The 20,940-nt window shown below is 62.4% G+C and carries 14 protein-coding genes; 7 read left to right on the top strand and 7 right to left on the bottom strand.

The window, feature by feature from the left end:
- From QVP03_RS13340 to QVP03_RS13355, 4 genes are all read left to right on the top strand, one after another.
- Positions 1-241: chorismate mutase (locus QVP03_RS13340; RefSeq protein WP_288210831.1), on the top strand; the 241-nt coding region annotated here is incomplete at its 5' end.
- Between the two features lie 93 nt (positions 242-334).
- Positions 335-1,015: a response regulator transcription factor gene (locus tag QVP03_RS13345; RefSeq protein WP_018696193.1), complete on the top strand. Its 681-nt coding sequence runs from the start codon at positions 335-337 to the stop codon at positions 1,013-1,015.
- A complete protein-coding gene (locus tag QVP03_RS13350; protein WP_022333885.1) occupies positions 993-2,441 on the top strand; it encodes a sensor histidine kinase in 1,449 nt (482 codons plus the stop codon). The genes QVP03_RS13345 and QVP03_RS13350 overlap by 23 nt, the downstream gene beginning before the upstream one ends.
- 79 nt (positions 2,442-2,520) lie before the next feature.
- Positions 2,521-4,743 (top strand): inorganic phosphate transporter, encoded by a 2,223-nt coding sequence (locus QVP03_RS13355; protein WP_022333886.1) that lies wholly within the window; start codon positions 2,521-2,523, stop codon positions 4,741-4,743.
- Positions 4,744-5,166: 423 nt separating this feature from the next.
- Here the strand turns inward: QVP03_RS13355 and QVP03_RS13360 are convergent, their stop codons facing one another.
- Complete coding sequence (locus tag QVP03_RS13360) at positions 5,167-5,559, bottom strand: DUF2721 domain-containing protein (protein ID WP_022333887.1); 393 nt, start codon at positions 5,557-5,559, stop codon at positions 5,167-5,169.
- 197 nt (positions 5,560-5,756) lie between these two features.
- On the opposite strand from QVP03_RS13360, the gene pflB reads away from it, so the two are divergent.
- From pflB to QVP03_RS13375, 3 genes are all read left to right on the top strand, one after another.
- A complete protein-coding gene (gene pflB, locus QVP03_RS13365; protein ID WP_022333888.1) occupies positions 5,757-7,985 on the top strand; it encodes a formate C-acetyltransferase in 2,229 nt (742 codons plus the stop codon).
- A gap of 165 nt (positions 7,986-8,150) precedes the next feature.
- Positions 8,151-8,876, top strand: a complete 726-nt coding sequence (pflA, locus tag QVP03_RS13370; RefSeq protein ID WP_288210832.1) for a pyruvate formate-lyase-activating protein — start codon at positions 8,151-8,153, stop codon at positions 8,874-8,876.
- 368 nt (positions 8,877-9,244) lie between these two features.
- Positions 9,245-10,402, top strand: a complete 1,158-nt coding sequence (locus QVP03_RS13375; RefSeq protein WP_022333890.1) for an acyltransferase — start codon at positions 9,245-9,247, stop codon at positions 10,400-10,402.
- Between the two features lie 34 nt (positions 10,403-10,436).
- Here QVP03_RS13375 and QVP03_RS13380 read toward each other — a convergent pair whose 3' ends face one another.
- From QVP03_RS13380 to QVP03_RS13405, 6 genes are all read right to left on the bottom strand, one after another.
- Positions 10,437-11,834, bottom strand: a complete 1,398-nt coding sequence (locus QVP03_RS13380) for an alanine/glycine:cation symporter family protein (RefSeq protein ID WP_022333891.1) — start codon at positions 11,832-11,834, stop codon at positions 10,437-10,439.
- An 84-nt stretch (positions 11,835-11,918) separates the two neighbouring features.
- Complete coding sequence (locus QVP03_RS13385) at positions 11,919-13,178, bottom strand: Gfo/Idh/MocA family protein (protein ID WP_022333892.1); 1,260 nt, start codon at positions 13,176-13,178, stop codon at positions 11,919-11,921.
- Positions 13,179-13,379: 201 nt separating this feature from the next.
- Complete coding sequence (locus QVP03_RS13390) at positions 13,380-16,784, bottom strand: DUF1080 domain-containing protein (RefSeq protein ID WP_022333893.1); 3,405 nt, start codon at positions 16,782-16,784, stop codon at positions 13,380-13,382.
- Positions 16,785-16,796: 12 nt separating this feature from the next.
- Positions 16,797-18,077, bottom strand: coding sequence for a Gfo/Idh/MocA family oxidoreductase (locus QVP03_RS13395; RefSeq protein WP_032135443.1), 1,281 nt, complete (start codon positions 18,075-18,077; stop codon positions 16,797-16,799).
- A gap of 22 nt (positions 18,078-18,099) precedes the next feature.
- Positions 18,100-19,407, bottom strand: coding sequence for a 3-keto-disaccharide hydrolase (locus QVP03_RS13400; protein ID WP_022333895.1), 1,308 nt, complete (start codon positions 19,405-19,407; stop codon positions 18,100-18,102).
- 175 nt (positions 19,408-19,582) lie between these two features.
- Positions 19,583-20,940, bottom strand: a 1,358-nt coding sequence (locus QVP03_RS13405) for a DUF6377 domain-containing protein (protein WP_288210833.1), incomplete at its 5' end; no start/stop codon positions are given.

Genomic DNA, 20,940 nt, shown 5'->3' on the forward strand with positions numbered 1-20,940 from the left:
CAAGCTGGACGACGAACTGCTCGAACTGCTCTCGCGGCGTATGCGCGTCTCGCGCGATATCGGGCAGTACAAGAAAGAGCACAACATGCCCGTGTTGCAGGCGCAGCGCTACGGGGAACTGCTGACCCGGCGGGCGGATCAGGCCGTCCGGATGGGTATGGACCGGGAATTCATGCGTTCCGTCCTGCAGGCCATCCACGAGGAGTCGATCCGGCAGCAGATGGCCGTGCTGGGTGAGTGAGAGTCTGTTACATTTCGGTTAAATATGCGGCACGGGAGGTGCAAAAAGCGGTTTGTTACGTACTTTTGAGCCGGATTCCAATCCGTAACAGTTATGACAAAGTACAAAATCCTGGTAGTCGACGACGAAGAATCGCTGTGTGAGATTCTGCAGTTCAACCTCGAGGTCGAGGGCTATGAGGTTGACGTGGCTTACAGCGCCGAACAGGCACTCGACATGCACCCCGAACGTTATTCGCTGATCCTGCTCGACGTCATGATGGGCGAAACGAGCGGATTCAAGATGGCGCGGCAGCTCAAGTCGCGCCCCGAGACTGCCGGTGTGCCGATCATTTTCTGCACGGCCAGGGACACCGAGGACGACACGGTGGCAGGACTCAACATCGGGGCCGACGACTACATCGCCAAGCCCTTTTCCATCCGCGAGGTGCTCGCACGCGTACGCAGCGTGCTGCGCCGCACGGCACAGCCGGCCGCAGAAGAGAAGGCCGTGGCGTTCGAAGGGCTGCGGATGGATCTCACGCGCAAGGTCTGCACGATCGACGGGGAGCCGCTGGCGCTGACCAAAAAAGAGTTTGAAATCCTGGCGCTGCTGCTCTCCTCGCGCGGCAAGATCTTCTCGCGCGAAGAGATCCTGCGGCAGGTGTGGAGCGACGAGGTAATCGTGCTCGACCGCACCATCGACGTGAACATCACGCGCCTGCGCCGCAAGATCGGCCCTTATGGGGAACACATCGTAACACGCCTGGGCTATGGCTACGGTTTTGAGGAGTAGGTTTTCCTACCACAGGCGGCTGTTCCTGCTGCTGCTCGCCTTTTCGTGGGCGCTGGTGGCCTGCTTCGTCACCTTCCAGTACAGCCGCGAAAAGCGTTTCAAGGCCGAGCGGCTCGATGCCCGGCTGCAACTCTTCAACCTGCGGCTGCTCGACGCGCTCGGCGAGGGCACCGCACCCGGGGCATTCCTCGCCGATCATCCCCTTCCTTATGGCGACCTGCGCGTAACGGTCATCGACGACGACGGGGGCGTCCTGTTCGACAACTCGGCCGACTCGCTGCCCGCAGCCAACCACCTCGGGCGCCCCGAAGTCACCGAGGCGCTCGCCCATGACACCGGTTACACCATCCACCGCCACTCGGAAAGCACCGACCGATACTATTTCTATTCGGCCATGAAGGGCGACGGGATCATCGTCCGCTCGGCCGTTCCCTACTCCGTTTCGCTGCGCGAAGTACTCGCGGCCGACTGGGAATTCCTGTGGTTCATGCTGGGCGTCACGCTGCTGATGAGCATTGCGGCTTACTTCACGACCCGCCGCCTGGGGCACAACATCACACGCCTGAACGAATTTGCCGAGCGCGCCGAGCGGGGCGAGCGGATCGACGAGCGGGAGACCTTCCCCCACGACGAGCTGGGCGACATCTCGAACCACATCATCCGCCTCTACGCCCGCCTGCAACGCACGACGGCCGACCGCGACCGGGAACATGCCCTGGCGCTGCACGAGGAGCAGGAGAAGATCCGTATCAAGAAACAGCTCACCAACAACATCAACCACGAGCTGAAGACCCCCGTGGCCGCGATTCAGGGTTATCTGGAAACGCTGCTGGCCAACCCCTGCCTGACGGCGGAGAAACGCACGGCGTTCCTCGAAAAGAGCTGTGCGCAGGTCGAACGGCTGCGGCACCTGCTCTCCGACGTCTCGACCATCACGCGCATGGACGAGGGCAGGGAGCTCATCGGCAAGGAACCCGTGGTGCTGAACGACCTGATCGACGAGGTCAGGGCCGACATGGAGCTGCGCCCCGAGGGGCAGCGGCTGCGCGTGAACTGCGATTTCCGAGGCCCGGTCGAGGTCGAGGGCAACCCCTCGCTGCTGAGTTCCGTCTTCCGCAACCTGGCGGACAACGCCGCGGCCTACTCGGGCGGGCGCGACATCTTCATCCGCCTGCTTTCGGACACGGCAGAGGCATGCACGATACTTTTCGCCGACAACGGCATCGGCGTCGACGAAGAACACCTCCCGCACCTCTTCGAGCGGTTCTACCGTATCGACAAGGGGCGCTCGCGCAAGCTGGGCGGCACGGGACTCGGGCTTTCGATCGTCAAAAACGCCGTCGTGATCCACGGCGGGACGATCACCGTACGCAACGGCGAACGCGGCGGACTGGAATTCGTCTTCACCCTGCGCAAACATTCATAAGGGCGCAACCGGACTGTAACGTTTTTGTAATATTTGTTTCAGACCTTTACGGCGGAAAAATCCAGAAACAAAACAAACCATGAGTCCCCTATTCACTTGTATCGTAATCATCATGGGCCTGCTGGCCGTGATGGGCATCGTCGTGGGCGTGGCCAACGACGCGGTCAATTTCCTCAACTCGGCCCTGGGGTCGAAAGTCGCCCCGCGGCGCGTCATACTTTGGATCGCGGCCGCAGGCATCCTCGTCGGGACGCTCACGTCGAGCGGCATGATGGAGGTCGCCCGAAGCGGCGTATTCTACCCCGGGCAATTCTCCTTCCAGGAGATCATGATGCTCTTCCTGGGCATGATGCTCGGCAACATCCTGCTGTTAGACCTCTACAACACGCTCGGGCTGCCGACGTCGACCACCGTGTCGATGGTCTTCGGGTTGCTGGGCGCCGGGGTCGCGGCGGCGCTGTTCCATATTTGGGGCGACGCCGGGGCTTCCATAGCCGACCTTTCGCAATACATCAACACGGGCAAGGCCATGGCCATCATCGCGGCCATCCTGCTCTCCGTGGCGCTGGCATTCGCCGCCGGGTCGCTGTTCATGTACGTCTCGCGGCTGATCTTCTCGTTCCGCTTCGCACCGGTGTTCCGCCGCTGGGGAGCCGTATGGTGCGGCATCTCGCTGGCGGGCATCCTCTATTTCGCCCTGTTCAAGGGACTGAAAAGCTCGGGGCTGATCCCCACGTCGGTGGCGGACTACGTCGGGGAACACGTGCTGGTAACGCTGCTGGCATTCTGGGCCGCATCGTCGGTGGTGCTGTGGCTCCTCCAGCGCATGCGGCTCAACATCATGCGCATCACGATCCTTTCGGGCACCTTCGCGCTGGCGCTGGCATTCGCGGGGAACGACCTGGTGAACTTCATCGGTGTGCCGCTGGCCAGCTATGACGCATGGCAGATCGCCCGCGAAGCCGGCAGCGAGTCGATCATGATGGGCGAACTGGCCGAACCGGCACGCGCCAATTTCCTGCTGCTGCTGGCATCGGGGCTGGTGATGGTGCTGACACTGTTCTTCTCGAAGAAATCGCAGCATGTCACCGAGACCGAGCTGTCGCTCGCCTCGCAGCACGAGGGTGAAGAGCGCTTCGGCTCGACGTTCATTTCGCGCAGCCTGGTACGTGCCACACTGGTACTCAACACGATGTGGACGGGGCTGATCCCCGTCCGCATGCAGAAGGCCATCGACCGGAGGTTCGAGCCGCTGCCCGCAGAGGAGCGTTCGTCGGCACCGTACGACATGATCCGCGCCGTCGTGAACCTCACGGCCGCATCGATCCTGATCGCCATCGGCACTTCGTACCAGCTGCCGCTGTCGACGACCTATGTGGTATTCATGGTGGCCATGGGTTCGTCGCTGGCCGACCGCACCTGGGGACGCGAGAGCGCCGTATACCGCATTACGGGCGTGATGGCCGTCATCTCGGGCTGGTTCATCACGGCGCTCGGCGGATTCCTGATCGCCTTCGGCGTGACACTGCTCCTGCTGTGGGGCGGCTGGATCGCCGTGACGGTGCTCGTCGCACTCTGCGCATGGCTGCTGGTTCGCAGCCACCGCAACGTCGAGCAGATCAAGGCCGCCGAAACCAAGGAATCGCCCGTCGTCAGGGCCGAGACCCCGGACGAGGTGCTCTGCGTCTGCATCGGCGAGGTCTGCACGACGATGGAGCACGTGACGCGCATCTACAACCGTACGCTGGTGGCGGTATTCAAGGAGAACCGCAAGGTGCTCAAGGAGATGGTACAGTCGTCGGACAAGCTCTTCGAAGAGGCGCGCGACCGCAAGTACGGCATCATGCCTACGCTGCGGCGCCTGCAACAGTGCGACATCGACACGGGACATTTCTACGTACAGGTGGTGGATTACCTCTCGGAGGTGACCAAGGCGCTGATCCACATAACACGCCCGGCATACGAACACATCAACAACAACCACGAGGGGCTCACGAAGGAGCAGATCGTAGACCTGATGCGCGTGAACGACCAGGTGGAAGCGATCTTCGACAAGATCAACGACATGCTGCGCACCAAGGATTTCTCCGACCTGGACATGGTGCTGGAGATGCGCGACAAACTCTTCGACACGATCGTCGAGGCCATCAAGAGCCAGCTGCGCCGCATCAACGGCGACGAGACGGTGAGCACACGCGCCAGCGTCCTCTACCTGACGATCCTCAACGAAACCAAAACGATGATCCTGCAGGCCCGCAACCTGCTCAAATCGCAGCATTATTTTTTGGAGCACAAAAAATAGCACGGGGCTCCTATACGGACATCACCCGAACCCTCCTTTTCAAAGGAGGGTTTTTTGAACGCCCCGACAAACTCAGCCGGAATACGACAGGCCGCCCGGCAAAAGCGGCACCCGCAAAAAGCGGCCGGCAATCGGCCCCGCCGGAGGATTTTCCCGGACAGGGCGGCATTTGTCGCCGGAACGTAACGGGGCCGTCATTCCCCCGTAACGACGGCCCCGTATCTTTGCAACGCGGGAACCGGAAGAAGGTTTCCAAGTTGGTTTTAGGTTACATAAGTAGGTTAGTGGGAGATGCAGTGACGGGATGTCGCGGCATCTTCGTTTTTTCAGCGTTATGGCATGGGAAGCGGAACCGCCGCAGTCATAGCCCGGCATCTCCCTGTGGAAAGGGAGGCCGGCGCGCGACCGGACAAGACCGGCGAATTACTTCTCCATGTCGTGCAGGTGGATCTCCAGCGCCCGCACCGAAATCTGGATTTCCCAAATCGACACGCCGAGCGACCCGATCAGCAGCAACAGCGCCGCACCGAAGACATAGGCGGAAAGGAGGATCAGGCCGACGTAGAGAAGGAACATCGTCACCACGCACAGGAACAGGCTCGTGACACCCAGGATCTGCATCGTACGCGTGAGGTGCAGGCGGCGGCGCAGGTTGTCGATCTGCGCACGGGTGACTTTCGAGGGGTGTTGCAGGTGTTGTTCCTTGAGCGTGCGAACCAACTGGGCATAGGAAAGAAACCGGTTGGTATAGGCCAGCAGGATCAGCGAAACGGCGGAGAACAGCAGCGCCGGGGTGGTAAGTGTCAGCTCTTCCATAACGGGGATATTTTACTCCCGCAAAACTACGCAATAATCCCGCCCCGTGCAAGCCCGCGGGCGGAAGCTCCCCATTGTCAGGTATTTTTTAAGTTTTTTTAAGAAAATACTCCGCAGGGTTCGGTATTGTGATAAAAATAACATACCTTTGTGGCTCCCAAATACGACAATTTTAATCTCATTTTGAATAACATTCTATGGAATTGAACAAAACCTTTATCGACGGGCTTTGGAGCAAGGAGATCAACGTCACGAGTTTCGTGCAGACGAACATCACCCCCTACCTGGGCGACGCGTCTTTCCTGCAGGGCCCGACCGAACGTACCAAGCACATCTGGAACCTCTGTCTCAAGGCACTCGAAGAGGAGCGCGCCAACAACGGCGTCCGCTCGCTGGACAACGCCACCGTCTCGACCATTACCTCGCACAAGGCGGGTTATATCGACAGGGAACAGGAGCTGATCGTGGGCTTGCAGACCGACGAGCTGCTCAAGCGGGCCATCAAGCCCTTCGGCGGCATCAACGTCGTATCGCGCGCCTGCAAGGAGAACGGCGTGGACGTGGACGAGAAGGTCAGGGATATTTTCACCCATTACCGCAAGACGCATAACGACGGCGTGTTCGACGTCTACACCGAGGAGATACGCTCGTTCCGTTCGCTGGGCTTCCTGACGGGCCTACCCGACAACTACGCCCGCGGCCGCATCATCGGCGACTACCGCCGCCTGGCGCTCTACGGCACCGACCGCCTGATCGAAGCCAAGCAGCAGGACTTGCGCAACCTGACCGGCCCGATGACCGACGCCCGCATCCGCCTGCGCGAAGAGGTCGCCGAGCAGATCAAGGCGCTGAAGGAGATCCGCACGATGGGCGAATACTACGGGCTCGACCTGAGCCGCCCGGCGCATTCGGCACAGGAGGCCGTGCAGTGGGTTTACATGGCTTACCTCGCAGCCGTGAAGGAACAGGACGGCGCCGCGATGTCGCTGGGCAACGTGTCGTCGTTCCTCGACATCTTCATCGAATACGACCTGGCGCACGGCAACATCGACGAGGTGTTCGCACAGGAGCTCATCGACCAGTTCGTCATCAAGCTGCGCATGGTACGCCACCTGAGGATGCAGTCCTACAACGACATCTTCGCCGGCGACCCGACGTGGGTGACCGAAGCCATCGGCGGACGCTTCAACGACGGCCGCACGAAGGTGACCAAGACCTCGTTCCGTTTCCTGCAGACGCTCTACAACCTCGGCCCGTCGCCCGAGCCCAACCTCACGATCCTGTGGAGCCCCGACCTGCCGCAGGGATTCAAGGATTTCTGCGCCAAGGTTTCGGCCGACACCAGCTCGATCCAGTACGAGAACGACGAGCTGATGCGCGAAGTGCGCCATTCGGACGACTACGGCATCGCCTGCTGCGTATCGTACCAGGACATCGGCCGCCAGATCCAGTTCTTCGGCGCGCGCTGCAACCTGGCCAAGGCGCTGCTGCTGGCCATCAACGGCGGCCGCTGCGAGAACACCGGCACGCTGATGGTCAAGGGCATCCCGGCGCTCTCGGAGGGCCCGCTGCGCTTCGAGGAGGTGATGCGCAACTACAAGATGGTGCTGACCGAAATCGCCCGCGTCTACAACGAGGCGATGAACATCATCCATTACATGCACGACAAGTACTACTACGAGAAGGCACAGATGGCGTTCGTAGACACCGACCCGCGCATCAACCTCGCCTACGGCGTGGCGGGGCTTTCGATCGCCCTCGACTCGCTCTCGGCCATCAAATATGCCAAGGTGACCACCCGCCGCAACGCCGAGGGGCTCAGCGAAGGCTTCGACATCCAGGGCGAATTCCCCTGCTTCGGCAACAACGACGACCGCGTAGACCACCTGGGCGTAGACCTCGTGTACTTCTTCAGCGAGGAGCTCAAGAAACTGCCCGTCTACAAGAACGCCCGCCCGACGCTTTCGCTGCTGACCATCACCTCGAACGTGATGTACGGCAAGAAAACCGGCGCGACGCCCGACGGACGTGCCAAGGGCGTGGCCTTCGCACCGGGTGCCAACCCGATGCACGGACGCGACAAGAGCGGTGCCATCGCCTCGCTCGCCTCGGTGGCCAAACTCCGTTACCGCGACTCGCAGGACGGCATCTCGAATACCTTCTCGATCGTCCCCAAATCGCTGGGCCCGACCGAAGAGGAGCGGATCGAGAACCTGGTGACGATGCTCGACGGTTACTTTACGAAGGGCGCACACCACCTGAACGTCAACGTGCTGAACCCTGCGATGCTCGAAGACGCCATGGAGCATCCCGAGAACTATCCGCAGCTGACGATCCGCGTATCGGGCTATGCCGTGAACTTCACCAAGCTGAGCCGCGAACACCAGTTGGAGGTCATCAGCCGCAGCTTCCACGAGAGGATGTAAATTTTCAGCCGCCACTGCCGCGCCACACCACGCCGGATTTCCGCCGCAGGCGGACACAAGCCCCTCTCAAGGGAGGGGTGCGGAGTGGGGTCGGATTTATAAATTGCGGCCTGCAGGCCGCAGATTACGCCGACCAACCGCGAGCAGGGCGACAATATTCAGATTATGCTTCGAATACATTCCTACGAATCGATGGGAACTTTCGACGGGCCGGGACTCCGGCTCGTCGTTTTCCTGCAAGGCTGCAATTTCCGCTGCCTCTACTGTGCCAACCCCGATACGATCGACGCCTGCGGGGGAAAGCCCACGCCTGCGGAAGAGATCCTGCGCATGGCCACAGACCAGAAACCGTTCTTCGGACGGCGCGGCGGGGGGACCTTCTCGGGCGGCGAGCCGACGTTCCAGGCCACGGCGCTGGTGCCGCTCGTGCGGCAGCTGCACGGGGCGGGCATCCACGTCTGCCTCGACTCGAACGGCGGCGTCTGGAACCCGGCGGTCGAGGAGCTGCTGGGGCTGGTCGACCTGGTGCTGCTCGACGTCAAGCAGGCCGACCCGGAGCGCCACCGCACGCTCACGGGACGCGACAACGCGCAGACGCTGCGCACGGCGGCATGGCTCGAGGAACACGGCAAGCCGTTCTGGCTGCGCTACGTACTGGTGCCGGGTTACAGCGACGCCGAGGCCGACATCCGCGCGCTGGGCGAACGGCTGGGCGGCTACAAACAGGTAGAGCGGGTAGAGATACTGCCCTACCACACGCTCGGCGTTCACAAATACGAAGCAATGGGCAAAGAGTACAGGCTCGCAGGCGTACAGGAGAACACCCCGGAACAGTCGGAACGTGCCGCGGCGCTTTTCCGCGAATATTTCCCGACGGTCGTCGTGAACTGACCGGCAGGCGGCACCGGGCGCGGCGAACCGTGCGTCCCGGCGCAAGGACAGCCGGGAGACAAGGGCTCCGACGCAAGGGCGGGGTAAGAGCCGGGACGAAAGGGCCGGAAGGCAAGGGCCGGGACGTAATGGCTGAAGCGCAAGCGGCGGCAGGCAAGAGCTCTGACGAAAGAGCCGGGAGGCAAAAACCGAATGCCCGAACAAGGACGCAATGGCGGGCGAGACGGTGTATTCCGGCCCGAACAGGACGGCAGGGCATAAAAAACCGCACGTCCCGGCACAAAAAACGGCGCACCGCTGCGAAAAAAATCGTGGCGGCGCGCTTTTTTTCGTATCTTCGCAAAAATCCGATTAACCCCGACAAACAGATGGAGACCCGACTTCCCAACCCGAACGCCCCGGCCCGCGAACGCATCGGCTGGGTAGACCTGTTGCGCGTGACCGCCTGCTTCCTGGTGGTCTTTTCGCACTGCTGCGACCCCTTTGTCGGCCAGTTCGACAACGACCGCGCCGCATTCCTCACCGGAGCCTTTTCGGGCAGTTTCGTGCGCTGCTGCGTGCCGCTGTTCGTCATGATGACGGGCGTGTTGCTGCTCCCGGTGAAAACCGGCCTCGCCGGCTTCTACCGCAAGCGCATCGGACGTATTCTCGCGGCACTCGTTTTTTGGTCGGTCGTGCTGCCGCTGCTTTATTACGTCTACCTCAATTACGTCACCGCAAGCCAGAGCCCGGCGATCGACCCCGAAAATTTCACCTGGGGCGCCACGCTGCACAAACTCTGGACATTCGTATTCAATTTCACGTTCGACACTACGCCGTTGTGGTACCTCTACATGCTCGCAGGGCTGTATTTGATCATGCCCGTGATCAGCGCATGGCTCGAAAGGGCCTCGCGCAGCGAACTCAAAACGTTGCTCGGCGTATGGGGCGTGACCCTGCTGCTGCCCTACGCCAAGATGTTCGCGCCGATGCTGGGCTACACGGGGAATTTCGGGAACATGGGGCTCTACGGCGTCTGCGACTGGAACGAATTCGGGACGTTCTACTACGTCTCGGGCTTCGCGGGTTACCTCGTGCTGGCATACTACCTGGTGAAATTCCCGCCCGCATGGGACTGGCGCCGGACACTGGCCGTCTGTATCCCGATGTTCATTGCGGGCTACCTGATCACGGCCTTCGGATACGTCGCCCTGCAAAACCACTTCCCGGGCAACTACGCGTACCTTGAGATCGTATGGTATTTCGCGGGCATCAACGTCTTCATGATGACCTACCCGGTCTTCGTGATCGTGCGCAAGCTGGACTTCAAGCCCCGCGCATGGCTCTCGCGGCTGGCAGGCGCGACGTTCGGCATCTACCTCTGCCACTTCATCCTCGTGCAGGCCGGCTATGACCTCGTCGCCCGGATTCCGGCTCTGCCGACGCTCCTGCGCATCCTGCTGATCGCATGCCTCGCCTTCGCCGCCAGTTACCTCGTGGTGGCGGCCATGCAGCGATTCCGCGTGACACGGCGGTTCGTGCAATAGATCGTTTCCGCAGCAAGGTATACGGGGCGGGGTGCTACCAGCACTCCGCCTTGTCTTCAAGCGAGGGAATACGGTCGCGGGTATAGACCGGGTTTTTGATGCCGCGGCGCCGCTGGCCCACGTAGTCGGCCAGCAACAGGAACGCCTGGCGCCCGAGCAGGACGATCGCCACGAGGTTGATGAGGGTCATGAAGGCCATCGTGATGTCGGCCAGGCTCCAGGCCAGGTCGAGCGTGGCGAGCGCCCCGAACAGCACCATCACACCGACCAGCACCCGGTAAAGGGTCAGTACCCAGGGGCGGCGGGTGATGAACCGGATATTGGCCTCGCCGTAGTAGTAATTCCCGATAATGCTGCTGAAAGCGAAGAGGAAGATCGCCACAGCGACGAAGACACTGCCCGCAGGGCCGATTTCACCGACCAGCGCCGCTTGCGTAAGCCGTATGCCCGACAGCGAGGCGTCGGGGACTCCGCCGAAGAGGATGATGAAGGCCGTACAGGTGCAGATCACGAGCGTATCGGTAAAGACCCCGAGGGTTTGGATCAGCCCCTGCTTGACCGGATGCGACACATGGGCCGTTGCGGCTACGTTCGGCGCCGAGCCCATGCCTGCCTCGTTGCTGAACAGGCCGCGCCTGATGCCCTGCATGAGCGCTGCGCCGGCACCGCCGCCCATCGCCTGCTCCCAACCGAAGGCATTGGCGACGATCAGCTCCACGACCTCGGGCAACCGCCGGAAATTGAAGAGCACGACGCCCAGCGCAAGGACGATATACCCCAGTGCCATGACCGGGACGACCACCCCGCTCACCCGGGCGATACGGTGGATGCCTCCGAAGATGACCAGCAGCGTGAGCAGCGTCAGGCCGGCGCCGACCCAATGGTGGGCGAAGCCGAAAGCACCCTCCCAGGCCGCGCAGATCGTGTTGCTCTGCACCGAGTTGAAGGCGAAACCGAATGTCACGGAGATCAGCACGGCGAAGAGGACGCCCATCCAGCGTTTGCCCAGTCCGCGTTCCATGTAGTAGGCCGGGCCGCCGATATAGGAGTCCCGCCCCTTGCGTTTGTAGAGTTGGGCGAGGGTCGATTCGACGAAGGCACTCGACGCACCCAGCAGGGCGATGACCCACATCCAGAACACGGCGCCCGGCCCGCCGACGGCGATCGCCGTGGCGACACCCGCCAGATTCCCCGTGCCGACGCGGCTGGCCAGCGACACGGCGAATGCCTGGAACGACGAGACATGCTTCTCGCCCCGGGGGCCGCTTCCGGCCGACTCGCCCAGCACGCGCACCATCTCACCCAGCATACGAAACTGCACGCCGCGCGTACGCAACGTGAACCAGACGGCGCACCCCAGCAGGAGTGCGACCAGCAGGTATGACCACAGCACGTCGTTGATGCCGTCGATCCATCGATAGAGGATTTCCATGGGAGGCCGTTTCCGGCAAAGGTAGCAAAGACGGTGCTAAAAATGAAAAAAAGGCCGGATAATCCGGCCTTTTTCCGTAGTGCGTTATTTCGTCCCGTCCACGCGGATCGTCGTCCCCGTGCGTCTGCTGCGCTCGGCGTCGTAGCAGATACGGTGGCTTTCGATCGAATCCTCGATGGTCGTCAGGAACGGATAGCCCGGATCGCGAAGCGCCCGGATGAAATCCCCGATCAGGTGCAGGTCGGCACCGGCATGGAACGGCTGCCCCACGATATCCGAGAAATCGTAAGTCCGCTCGTCGCCGCCGCGGAACCTGCGCACGCGCAGCGTCCTCTCGTCGCCATCGATCTCGCCGCCCGTCAGGCGGACGTGCGTCTTGCGGAAATCGTCGGCCGTGAACATCTCCATCGAAAGGCTCACGGTCACCTCGCCCTCCATCTCCATCGCAAGCAGCTGGTGGTCGACCACATCGTTGTCGCAGTGGTAGACGCAACGGCCGTACATCCCGGTGCGAAGCTCCTCGAGGATGGTCTCATCGAGGGTCTTGCCTTCGGGGACATCGAAGTTCGCCACCCAGTCGCGGCGGACATAATAGAGGTCGCGTGCCGAAAAAGGACAGGCGGACTCTATCGCGCAGTCGAGGCAGCGGCGGCCCGCACCCGCGGGGGCATTCTCCGCACGGAACCAGCGCAGCGAGCCGAAGGACGACAGGCTGCGGCAATGCGCGCCGGTGAGCCACAGCAGGAAGTCGATGTCGTGGCAGCATTTGGCCAGCAGGATCGGATTCGACTCCCGCTCGCGGCGGAAAATTCCGCGCACGTAGCTGTGCGTGGCACGGTCGAGACCGACAGAGGCGGTATGGTTGACCGAGACGACCTGCCCCAGCTCGCCCGAGGCGACGATCTCGCGGATTTTGGCAAAATAGGGATGGTAGCGCAACACATGGCACACACCGACCATCACGCCCCGTTCGCGGGCACGGCGGGCGATTTCGCGGCACTCTTCGAGGTGCTGGGCGATCGGCTTTTCGAGCAGGATGTGGTATCCCGCGTCGATGGCCTTGACCGCCGGGTCGAAATGGACGTTCTCGGGGGTCGAGATCAGCACCATGTCGGCTTCGACGCCATCGGCGAAGAAGTCGTCGTAATGCGCATAGCTCCTGCAGGCAGGCAGTCCGAAATCCCGCGCGAAGGCATGGCGGCGCAGGTCGTTTACATCGACGACGGCGACGGGCTGCAGCCGGTCGGGATACCGGCGGGCATATTCGAGGTACTTATTGGCCCGGTTCCCGGCTCCTATCACCACAATCCGCACGGGGCGGGAAACGGTCGGTTCGTTTTTCATCGGAATCCTCCAAAAGGTTATATCGGGCGGCGCCGCAATTCGCACGGCCGGGGCTCAATCTCCGTCCGCGGCGGATCCGCTGCGGCGCGGCACGCCCGACAGGTTACAAGTTTCGGGATCGGGTGCGGAGCGTTCCCGCGCCGTCCCCCGGGGGTCGCCCGTCCGGAAAGAGATCCGGACGGGAGGCGGCCCCGGCGGTTGTTATTTGCGGCCCGCGCCCCGATCCCGCACACGCAGCGTGCGGAACGCGGTCAGCACACGCAGGTTGCGGAACTGGATGCCGGCACCATGGCCCAGCAGGCCGATATGGCCCGACTTATTGAAAAGCCCCGGGTGGTTGCGGTGGTCGACCGTATAGGGATTGACCTTCGAACCGTCCTCGGAAACATTATGCCCCCGGCAGGCTTCGCGGATATTGCCGTCGAGGATCACCCGACCGTTGACCGTGACCGTAATGCGGTCGCCCACGGCACGGATCTCCTCGGTATTCCACTCACCCAGCTCGCCGAACTTCACGCGGTCGGCCGCGATGACGCCGTAAACAGAACCGTGCTGCTGGTAATCGCTGATGTCCTTGTAGATCGGGGCGTCGTGGTCGAGAATCTGGATCTCCATCCCGTGGAACGCGGCATCGACACCCATCGGCGTACGGATACCGATGCCGTTGTTGACGCCCTCGGTGAGGAACCGGAACTCGAAGCGCAGGATGAAATCGCCGTATTCCCCGACGGTGTAAAGGTTCCCCGAACCGCCGTAGGTGGCCGTCACGTCGATCGTACCGTCCAGCGGCACATAATTGGTCGTATTGCCCGTCCACTTGTAGAGCGAACGCCCGTCGAAGAGCACCTCGTAGCCCGCGGCAGCCTCGTCGGCCGGGAGGGAGAAAACGGGTGTCGACGGCAATTCGTTGATCCAGAGGTTCCGGAAGGCCACAAGAGCACCCTGTCCGGCCAGTTCGATACGGCCTTGTGCATAAACCGGCTCGCCGGGCGCGCAGAGGTTCGTCATCACGGCATTTTCGGCAACTTTCACGCCATTCTCCACCAGCGTGATGCGATCGTCCACGACCTTAACATAGAGCGTATTCCACGTCCCCGGAGCGTTGTCGGCAACGGTTCGGGCGGCCTTGCCGTCCGCGAGCCCCGTCCCGGCGGCACCGCCCAGGCGGATCAGCGGCATCGAGCGCACGGCCATGCCGGCCTCGCCCTCGGAACGCCATTCGATCCAGAGTTCGAAATTCTCGTATTCCTTTTCAGTCCCGATCGTCGCGGGAGTCTCGGCGGCAAATTCGAGCAGGCCGTCCGCAGCGCCCCAGTTGGCAGCCACCGCCTCGCCGGCGGCTTTGCGGAGCTTCGCCACCTGACGGGCAGGCAGCCTCTTCGCCTCGGCAGGATTCACGGCCACGGCCGTCCATCCCGCGAGCCCGTCGGCCGGCAGCACGGCGAATCCGTCCGCCGGAATCTTACCGAGCAGTCCCGTGAGCTCATCCACGGCATACCCGGCGTCGGCGTCGGATTTGGCGAGTTCCTTATAGACCTCATGCGCCCGCTCCAAGGCCTTGCGGACAGCCTCGCCGCCGGGCATCGGGTTGCACTTGGCAACGATGGTCTTCACGGCCGCGGCGGCCGGGGCGGCAGTCTGCGCATCGTCGAGGTATTCGGCGGCCAGCATCAGTGCCGGGAGGGCGTATACGCCCGAAAGGTAGCCGAGCAATTTGGCCTGCACGGCGGCCGAAGGCCTGAGAGCGAGAGCCTGTCTGTAAAGCTGGTAGCGGCGGATCGGGGTCACGGCGGCCTGCGAAGCCAGGTCGGCATAGCGCATCAGGGCGCGGTCGGTGAGCATCGGATTTTCGGCAGCGATCCCGTAAAGGATATCGGTCATGGCAGGATTTTCGACCGTCAGCAGGGCGGCGAAAGCCGCGTCGCGGTTCCCGGAGCGGAACCCGTCGAGCAGGCTGGCGACAGCCTCCTGCGTGCCGCTCTGCGCCAGCACGGGATAGTAACGCGCAGGGGTTTCCGAGGCCTTCATATAACCTGCGACGGCGCTGTACCGCCTGTCGGCAGGGAGTTGCCCCGAGGTGCGGATCAGCGCCGACTGGATCGCGGCCGTGTGGGCCTCATCGGAAGCGTCGAGCAATGCGGAGAGCCGATCCATGTGCTGCGGCTGGGCGACGAAGGGAAGCGCCCCGTAAGCGGCGGCACGAACCTCCGCGTCGGAGGAGCCGAGCAATGCGAACACCCGGTCTGCGGCTGCGGACATGCGGCGTGCGGCAGCCAGTTTGAGCGCGGGAACAAGTACCCCGGCATCATCCTTCGCAAGCAGCCGTTCCACTTCGGGGTTGATCTGTCCGTTGAATGCAAGGAGGGCTTTCATCGCGGCACCGGCATGGGGGCCTTCGAGCGCCCCGGCCAATGCCCGTAGCGCCTTTTCGCCGCCGATACGGCCCGAGGCGGCAATTGCGGCCTCGGCCACGCGGTCGTCGGGCGACGCTACGGCGGCCGTAATCACATCGGCCTGCGACACGGCGCCGCACTCCCCGAGCCATCCGATAACGGCGGCCTGCGCAGCGGCATCGTAGCGCGGCATGCCGGCTGCAACCTGTGCGAAAAGTTTGTCGTCGCCTTTGCCGAGCGATTGCAGGGCGGCGAAGCGGTACTCCGCAGGGCCCTCCTCGAGGGCTTTGAGCACATAGGGCATCGCCTTCTGCACACCGAGGGCATCGACCAGAATCGCGAGCGCACCGCCGCGGATGTACTGGAGGTCGCATTTGAGCAATCCCCTGGCGGCCTTTACGGCCCGGGCGTCGCCTGCGGCGGCAAGCCTTGCGAGCAGGCGCAGGTAAGCGTCCGCAGCGCCGGCATCGTTCCATGCGCAGCCGGTCTTGGCAGCGGCAGCGGCCAGCGGCTTGACCGAGGCCTGCGAACCGCAGGCGGCCAATGCGTTATAGATCTGCTCCGCAGTCTGCGCATCGGCACCTTCGAGCCATGTCAGGAGAAACGGTTCGGCAGCGGCAAGCCGCTTTTCAGCGAAAGCGTAAGCGAGCGCCTGTTTGCGGGCGGCGGTAAGGTCGTCCTTGCCGGCCTCGGCGAGCAGCAGTGCTTCCGTACCCGGGGTCGAGACCAGCGCCCGGAGGGCATAGCCGGCCAGGTAGGGGTCGTCCAGATAACGGGCCATGGCGGCGGCATCGGCGGCCGTCGAACAGAATTGCAGCTGCGAGAAAAGGAAAGCCCGGTTGGCGTCGTCGCCGCAACGGTCGATAGCTGCCAGCAGGCCCTTGCGGACATCGTCACGAAGCGCTTCGTGCGCCGGGTCGGTCACATAGGCCACCACGCCGTTAAGGGCGTATTCGAACGTGGCGTTCTTGCCCTTGTCGGCAGGGACGAGCATGGCGGCGATCATCTCGACACCCTTGCTTCCGGTGGCGGCCAGTTCGCCCATCACCTGGTTGAAAACCTTGGCATCGGCTGCGGGAAGCTGTGCGAGTCCGTCGGCGACGATGGTTTCCGTCGTGCGCTGGCGGGCATCCGGTTGCTGGGCGGCGGCTCCTGCGGGCAGCAGGGCGGCCAATGCTCCCAGTATAAAAAGTCGTATGATTATCTTTTTCATGGTAACTGGTGCTTAAATATGCCACGGGCCGCGCATCGGCTGGTCGATCAGTCGGTTGGCGGCATCGTCGCCGATGAAGAGTTGTTTGTCGGGGTCGAAATGCAACGTGCGGTTCAAACGCAGGGCGCAGGCACCCAGGTTCACGAGCGTCGAGCTGCGGTGTCCCTTCTGCTCATCGAGCGCAAACTTGCTCCGCGTGCGGACGCATTCCAAAAAGTCGGTGTTCTGCGGCGCAGGGTCGGGCATCTCGGCCAGTTTCTCCATGATGTCGGGGATCGTGCAGCGGAACCCTTTATAGACCTTGCCCAGCGGGCCTTCGATATAAGGCGTGTCGCCGCCGCTTTCGAAGCCTTCGCCTTCGAGGACGATCTGGCAGCCGTCGTCGTAGGTATAGACGATCTTACGCCAGATACCCACGGCGTCGGGGTGCTGCTCGGGGGCGTCGACCTCGACCTTCACGGGCGAAGTTTCGTCCTTGCCCAGCAGGTACTGCACGGGATCCATGTAGTGTTGCCCCATGTCCGTCAGGCCGCCGCCGTCGTAATCCCAGTAACCGCGGAAAGTCTGGTGCACACGGTGTTCGTTGTAAGGCTTGTAGGGGGCCGGGCCGAGCCACATGTCGTAGTCGAGATTCGACGGAACCCTCTGCGGGACGAGGTTCTCCTTGCCCACCCAGAAGAATTTCCAGGTGAAGCCGGTGGTGCCCGAGATGGTCACCTTGAGCGGCCATCCCAGCAGGCCGCTGTCGATCAGCTTCTTGAGCGGCTCGACGGTGGTGCCCAGGCCGTAGAAGGTATCCGTGAAACGGAACCACGTATTGAGGCGGAAGATGCGGTTGTTGCGCTTGACGGCCTCCACGACGCGCTTGCCCTCGCCGATGGTGCGGGTCATCGGTTTCTCGCACCAGATGTCCTTGCCGGCCTTCGCGGCCTCGACGGCCATGATGCCGTGCCAGTGCGGGGGCGTGGCGATATGGACGATGTCGACATTGGGGTCGGCGATCAGGCGGCGGAAATCGCGATAGGACTGCAACGTCTCGTTGAAACGCTTTTTGCCCAGGTCGAGCGCGCTTTGGAGATGCTTGCTGTCGACGTCGCAGACCGCCACCAGACGGCACTCCTTGGTGCTGGTGAAATGGTAGCTGCTCTTGCCGATGCCGCCGACGCCGATGATGCCTTTGGTGAGCTGGTCGCTCGGCGCCACGTGTTTCGGGCCGCCGAGCACATGGCGCGGGACGACCGTCAGCAGCGCCATGCCGCTCAGTGTTTTCAGAAAATTCCTGCGGGTACTCATATCGTGTTCAGGTTAGTGGTAATTATAAGGTTGTCAGACGGAAATTGCGCCAGAGCACCTTGATCCCGCCGCCGTCGTGGATCTGCAGGGCGATGCGCCCCTGTGCGGCGCCGATCCTGGCGTCGGTGATGTCGACCATCTCTTCGCCGTTGAGCCACGTCTGCACGCGGTCGCCCTGGACTTTCAGGCGCAGCGTATTCCATTCGCCCTCCCGCAGGATGTCCTCCTTCTCATCGGGGATCTGAACCAGCCAGCCGCGGCCGTAGGACTCGTAGATACCGGCCGTATCGAAGCCCTTGGGGGCCACTTCGCACTGCCAGCCGTGGACTTTCACGGGAGGCTCGACGAACGAGCGGAAAAAGACGCCCGAGTTACCGTTGGCCAGCTGCTTGAATTCGAGCGTCAGGTCGAAATCGTTATAATATTCGCGCGTGGCGAGGTAGCCGTACTCCTTGTCGGGGCCGCTCTCGCAAACCATGTTGCCGTCCTTGTCGACATACCACTTCTCCGTGCCGTAGGCCTCCCAGCCCGTCAGGTCTTTGCCGTTGAACAGCTCGACCTCGCGGCCGGCCTTGCGGGGCAGCTCCTTGATCTTCAGGTTGCGGAACGAAGCGGGCGAACCGTGATCCTGCAGGCAGATCACACCGCGGCGCGCAAGGCCGTATTCGGGTGCGGTCTCCCATTTGCCGCTGTGCTTGCGGGCGAACCAGTCGTCCGTCCAGGCTTCGAATTCGAGGATCTTGTGGCCGTTGAGCCAGTGCTCGACATGTCCGTTGTCGAAGACGATGCGCGACGAGTTCCACTCGCCCTGCGGGTTGACGAACAGCGAATCGGGATCGGGCAGGTGCATGGCGTAGTCCACGCCCAGTTTCTGCCACTCTTCGAGTTTGTTGGGGGCATTGACTTCTTCCCAGCCCTCGTTGTCGATCAGCTGGTATTCGGGGCCGGTTACGTAGGGTACCTTGAAATAGGGGTCTTCGACCACGTGGTAGATCATACCGCTGTTCCCTCCGTGGGAGAGTTTCCAGTCCCAGTCGAGGATGAAGTTTTCGTACTGTTTCTTCGTAACGATGTAGCCTGCCAGGTCGCTGCCGTCGCCCTTGGCCTGGATGCAGCCGTCGACGACATGCCACGGCATGGTCAGCTCTTCGCCGTTGTAGTCCTTCCACTGGTCGAGCGTCTTGCCGTCGAACAACAGTTGCCAGCCGTCGGCAACCTCCTCTTTGGTCAGCACATTCTGCTGCGGCGCGCATGCAACGGCAGCGAACAGCACGAGTCCCAGCCCGCACGCCTGCGCGAGCTTTCTGCGAAAATAAGTTTTAGTTAGCATAATTATGATTGGTTAAATGGTTCCGTCGCCGGGATTAGGACAAAAATACCTATTATTTATGATTATTCCAGTGCACGTATAGAACTATATAGAGGTTTTTCGATCTATATAGCACTACAAATCATAGTGTTAGAAACCGAATCCACACCCCGGATTATATAGACTTCCCGAACGGTCAGAGACCGATCCGCGACACCTGCTGCTCGAAATTGTCCCGATCCAGCGCCGCATTGCGGAGTTTGGTGCGGTAGGTATAGACCGTCGCCGAGGCACAGTTGAGCAGCGAAGCGATGTGTCCGCTGTCGGTAATCCCGAGCCGGATGGCCGCCAGAATCCGCAGCTCGGTGGTCAGCGATGCGTCGGCGCGGGGCGCAAAATGCGACTCGGGCTGCAGGAGGGCATTGACCTGTTCGATGAACTGCGGGAAGATGTCGAGGAACGAGGAATCGAACGACTGGTAGAACTTCGCATATTCGCCGCTGACGGCCTGCGAGGTGTTCAGCCAGCGCACCAGTTCGTCAACGCCCTTGTTGCGGGCGACGCGGCAGACCTCGCGGCGGAAAGTGTCGATCTGCTTGATGTAATGGACGGAAAGGTCGATATAGTGGCAGACGTAACGGTCTTTGATCCGGTTGGAGTCGACCAGCGCGCCGTTGATCTCGCGGATATGGTCGTTCTTGGCCTGCATCTCGTCGTTCTTCGCCTGTAACTGGGCGCTCATGTCGATCAGCTGCCGGTGGTTGCCGCGCAGGCGGCGGTGCTGCCACAGCACGCACCAGAGGATACCGATGAGGACGACCAGGAAGACACCGGCCAACCAGATCGTCGTGGTCATCATGGCCTGCCTTTGGGCGATGTTCGAGGAGATGGCCTCGCTGATCTTGACGGCCGCGGAAGAGGAGACCGGTATGCGCACCATCGACCGGCAGTGCATGGCGTCATCGGACGCGCTGCCCATATAGGCTGCCGCACGGTCGTAATCCTTGCGGTCGAACAGTAGCAGCGCAAGGTCGTACAGCGAGGCATAGGAACGGGTACCGGCACGCAGGTCGGCGACGGACGATTCGGCCAGGTAATAAAGCCGCAGGTCGTCGTCGCCCCACGCCCGCGCGATGCCTGCGAGGCCGTAATAGAGAAGCGCCAGCTCCTGGTAGTCGGGGTTCCGGGCCGTATAGGGCTCGAGCAACTGTACGGCCTCAGCGAAGCGGCCGCTGTCGCGCAGAGCGGCAGCGGCGATCCGCGCCTGCGTCCACTCCGACTGCCCGGGCACGGATATGTGCCTGACTCGCACCACCGTATCGCGCCATGCCGACCGCACGGCTCCGTCCTCGGCTTCGGCCGCACGCCGGGCGGCGATCGAGGAGTAGCGCGAATGCCATGCGGCATACTCCGCAGAGGACATGCCGGCCGTATCTATCCTGCGGAAAAGTTCTTCGGCAAGCCCCAGCTGCCCGCGGCCCAGCCAGACGTCGATGTCGGCAAGCAGGGCGATGCGGCGGATATCCTCCGACCCGGCAGAGGCGGCCAGCCGGT

Source organism: Alistipes sp. CAG:29, assembly GCF_000435435.1.
In the GTDB taxonomy this organism is placed as follows: domain Bacteria; phylum Bacteroidota; class Bacteroidia; order Bacteroidales; family Rikenellaceae; genus Alistipes; species Alistipes onderdonkii.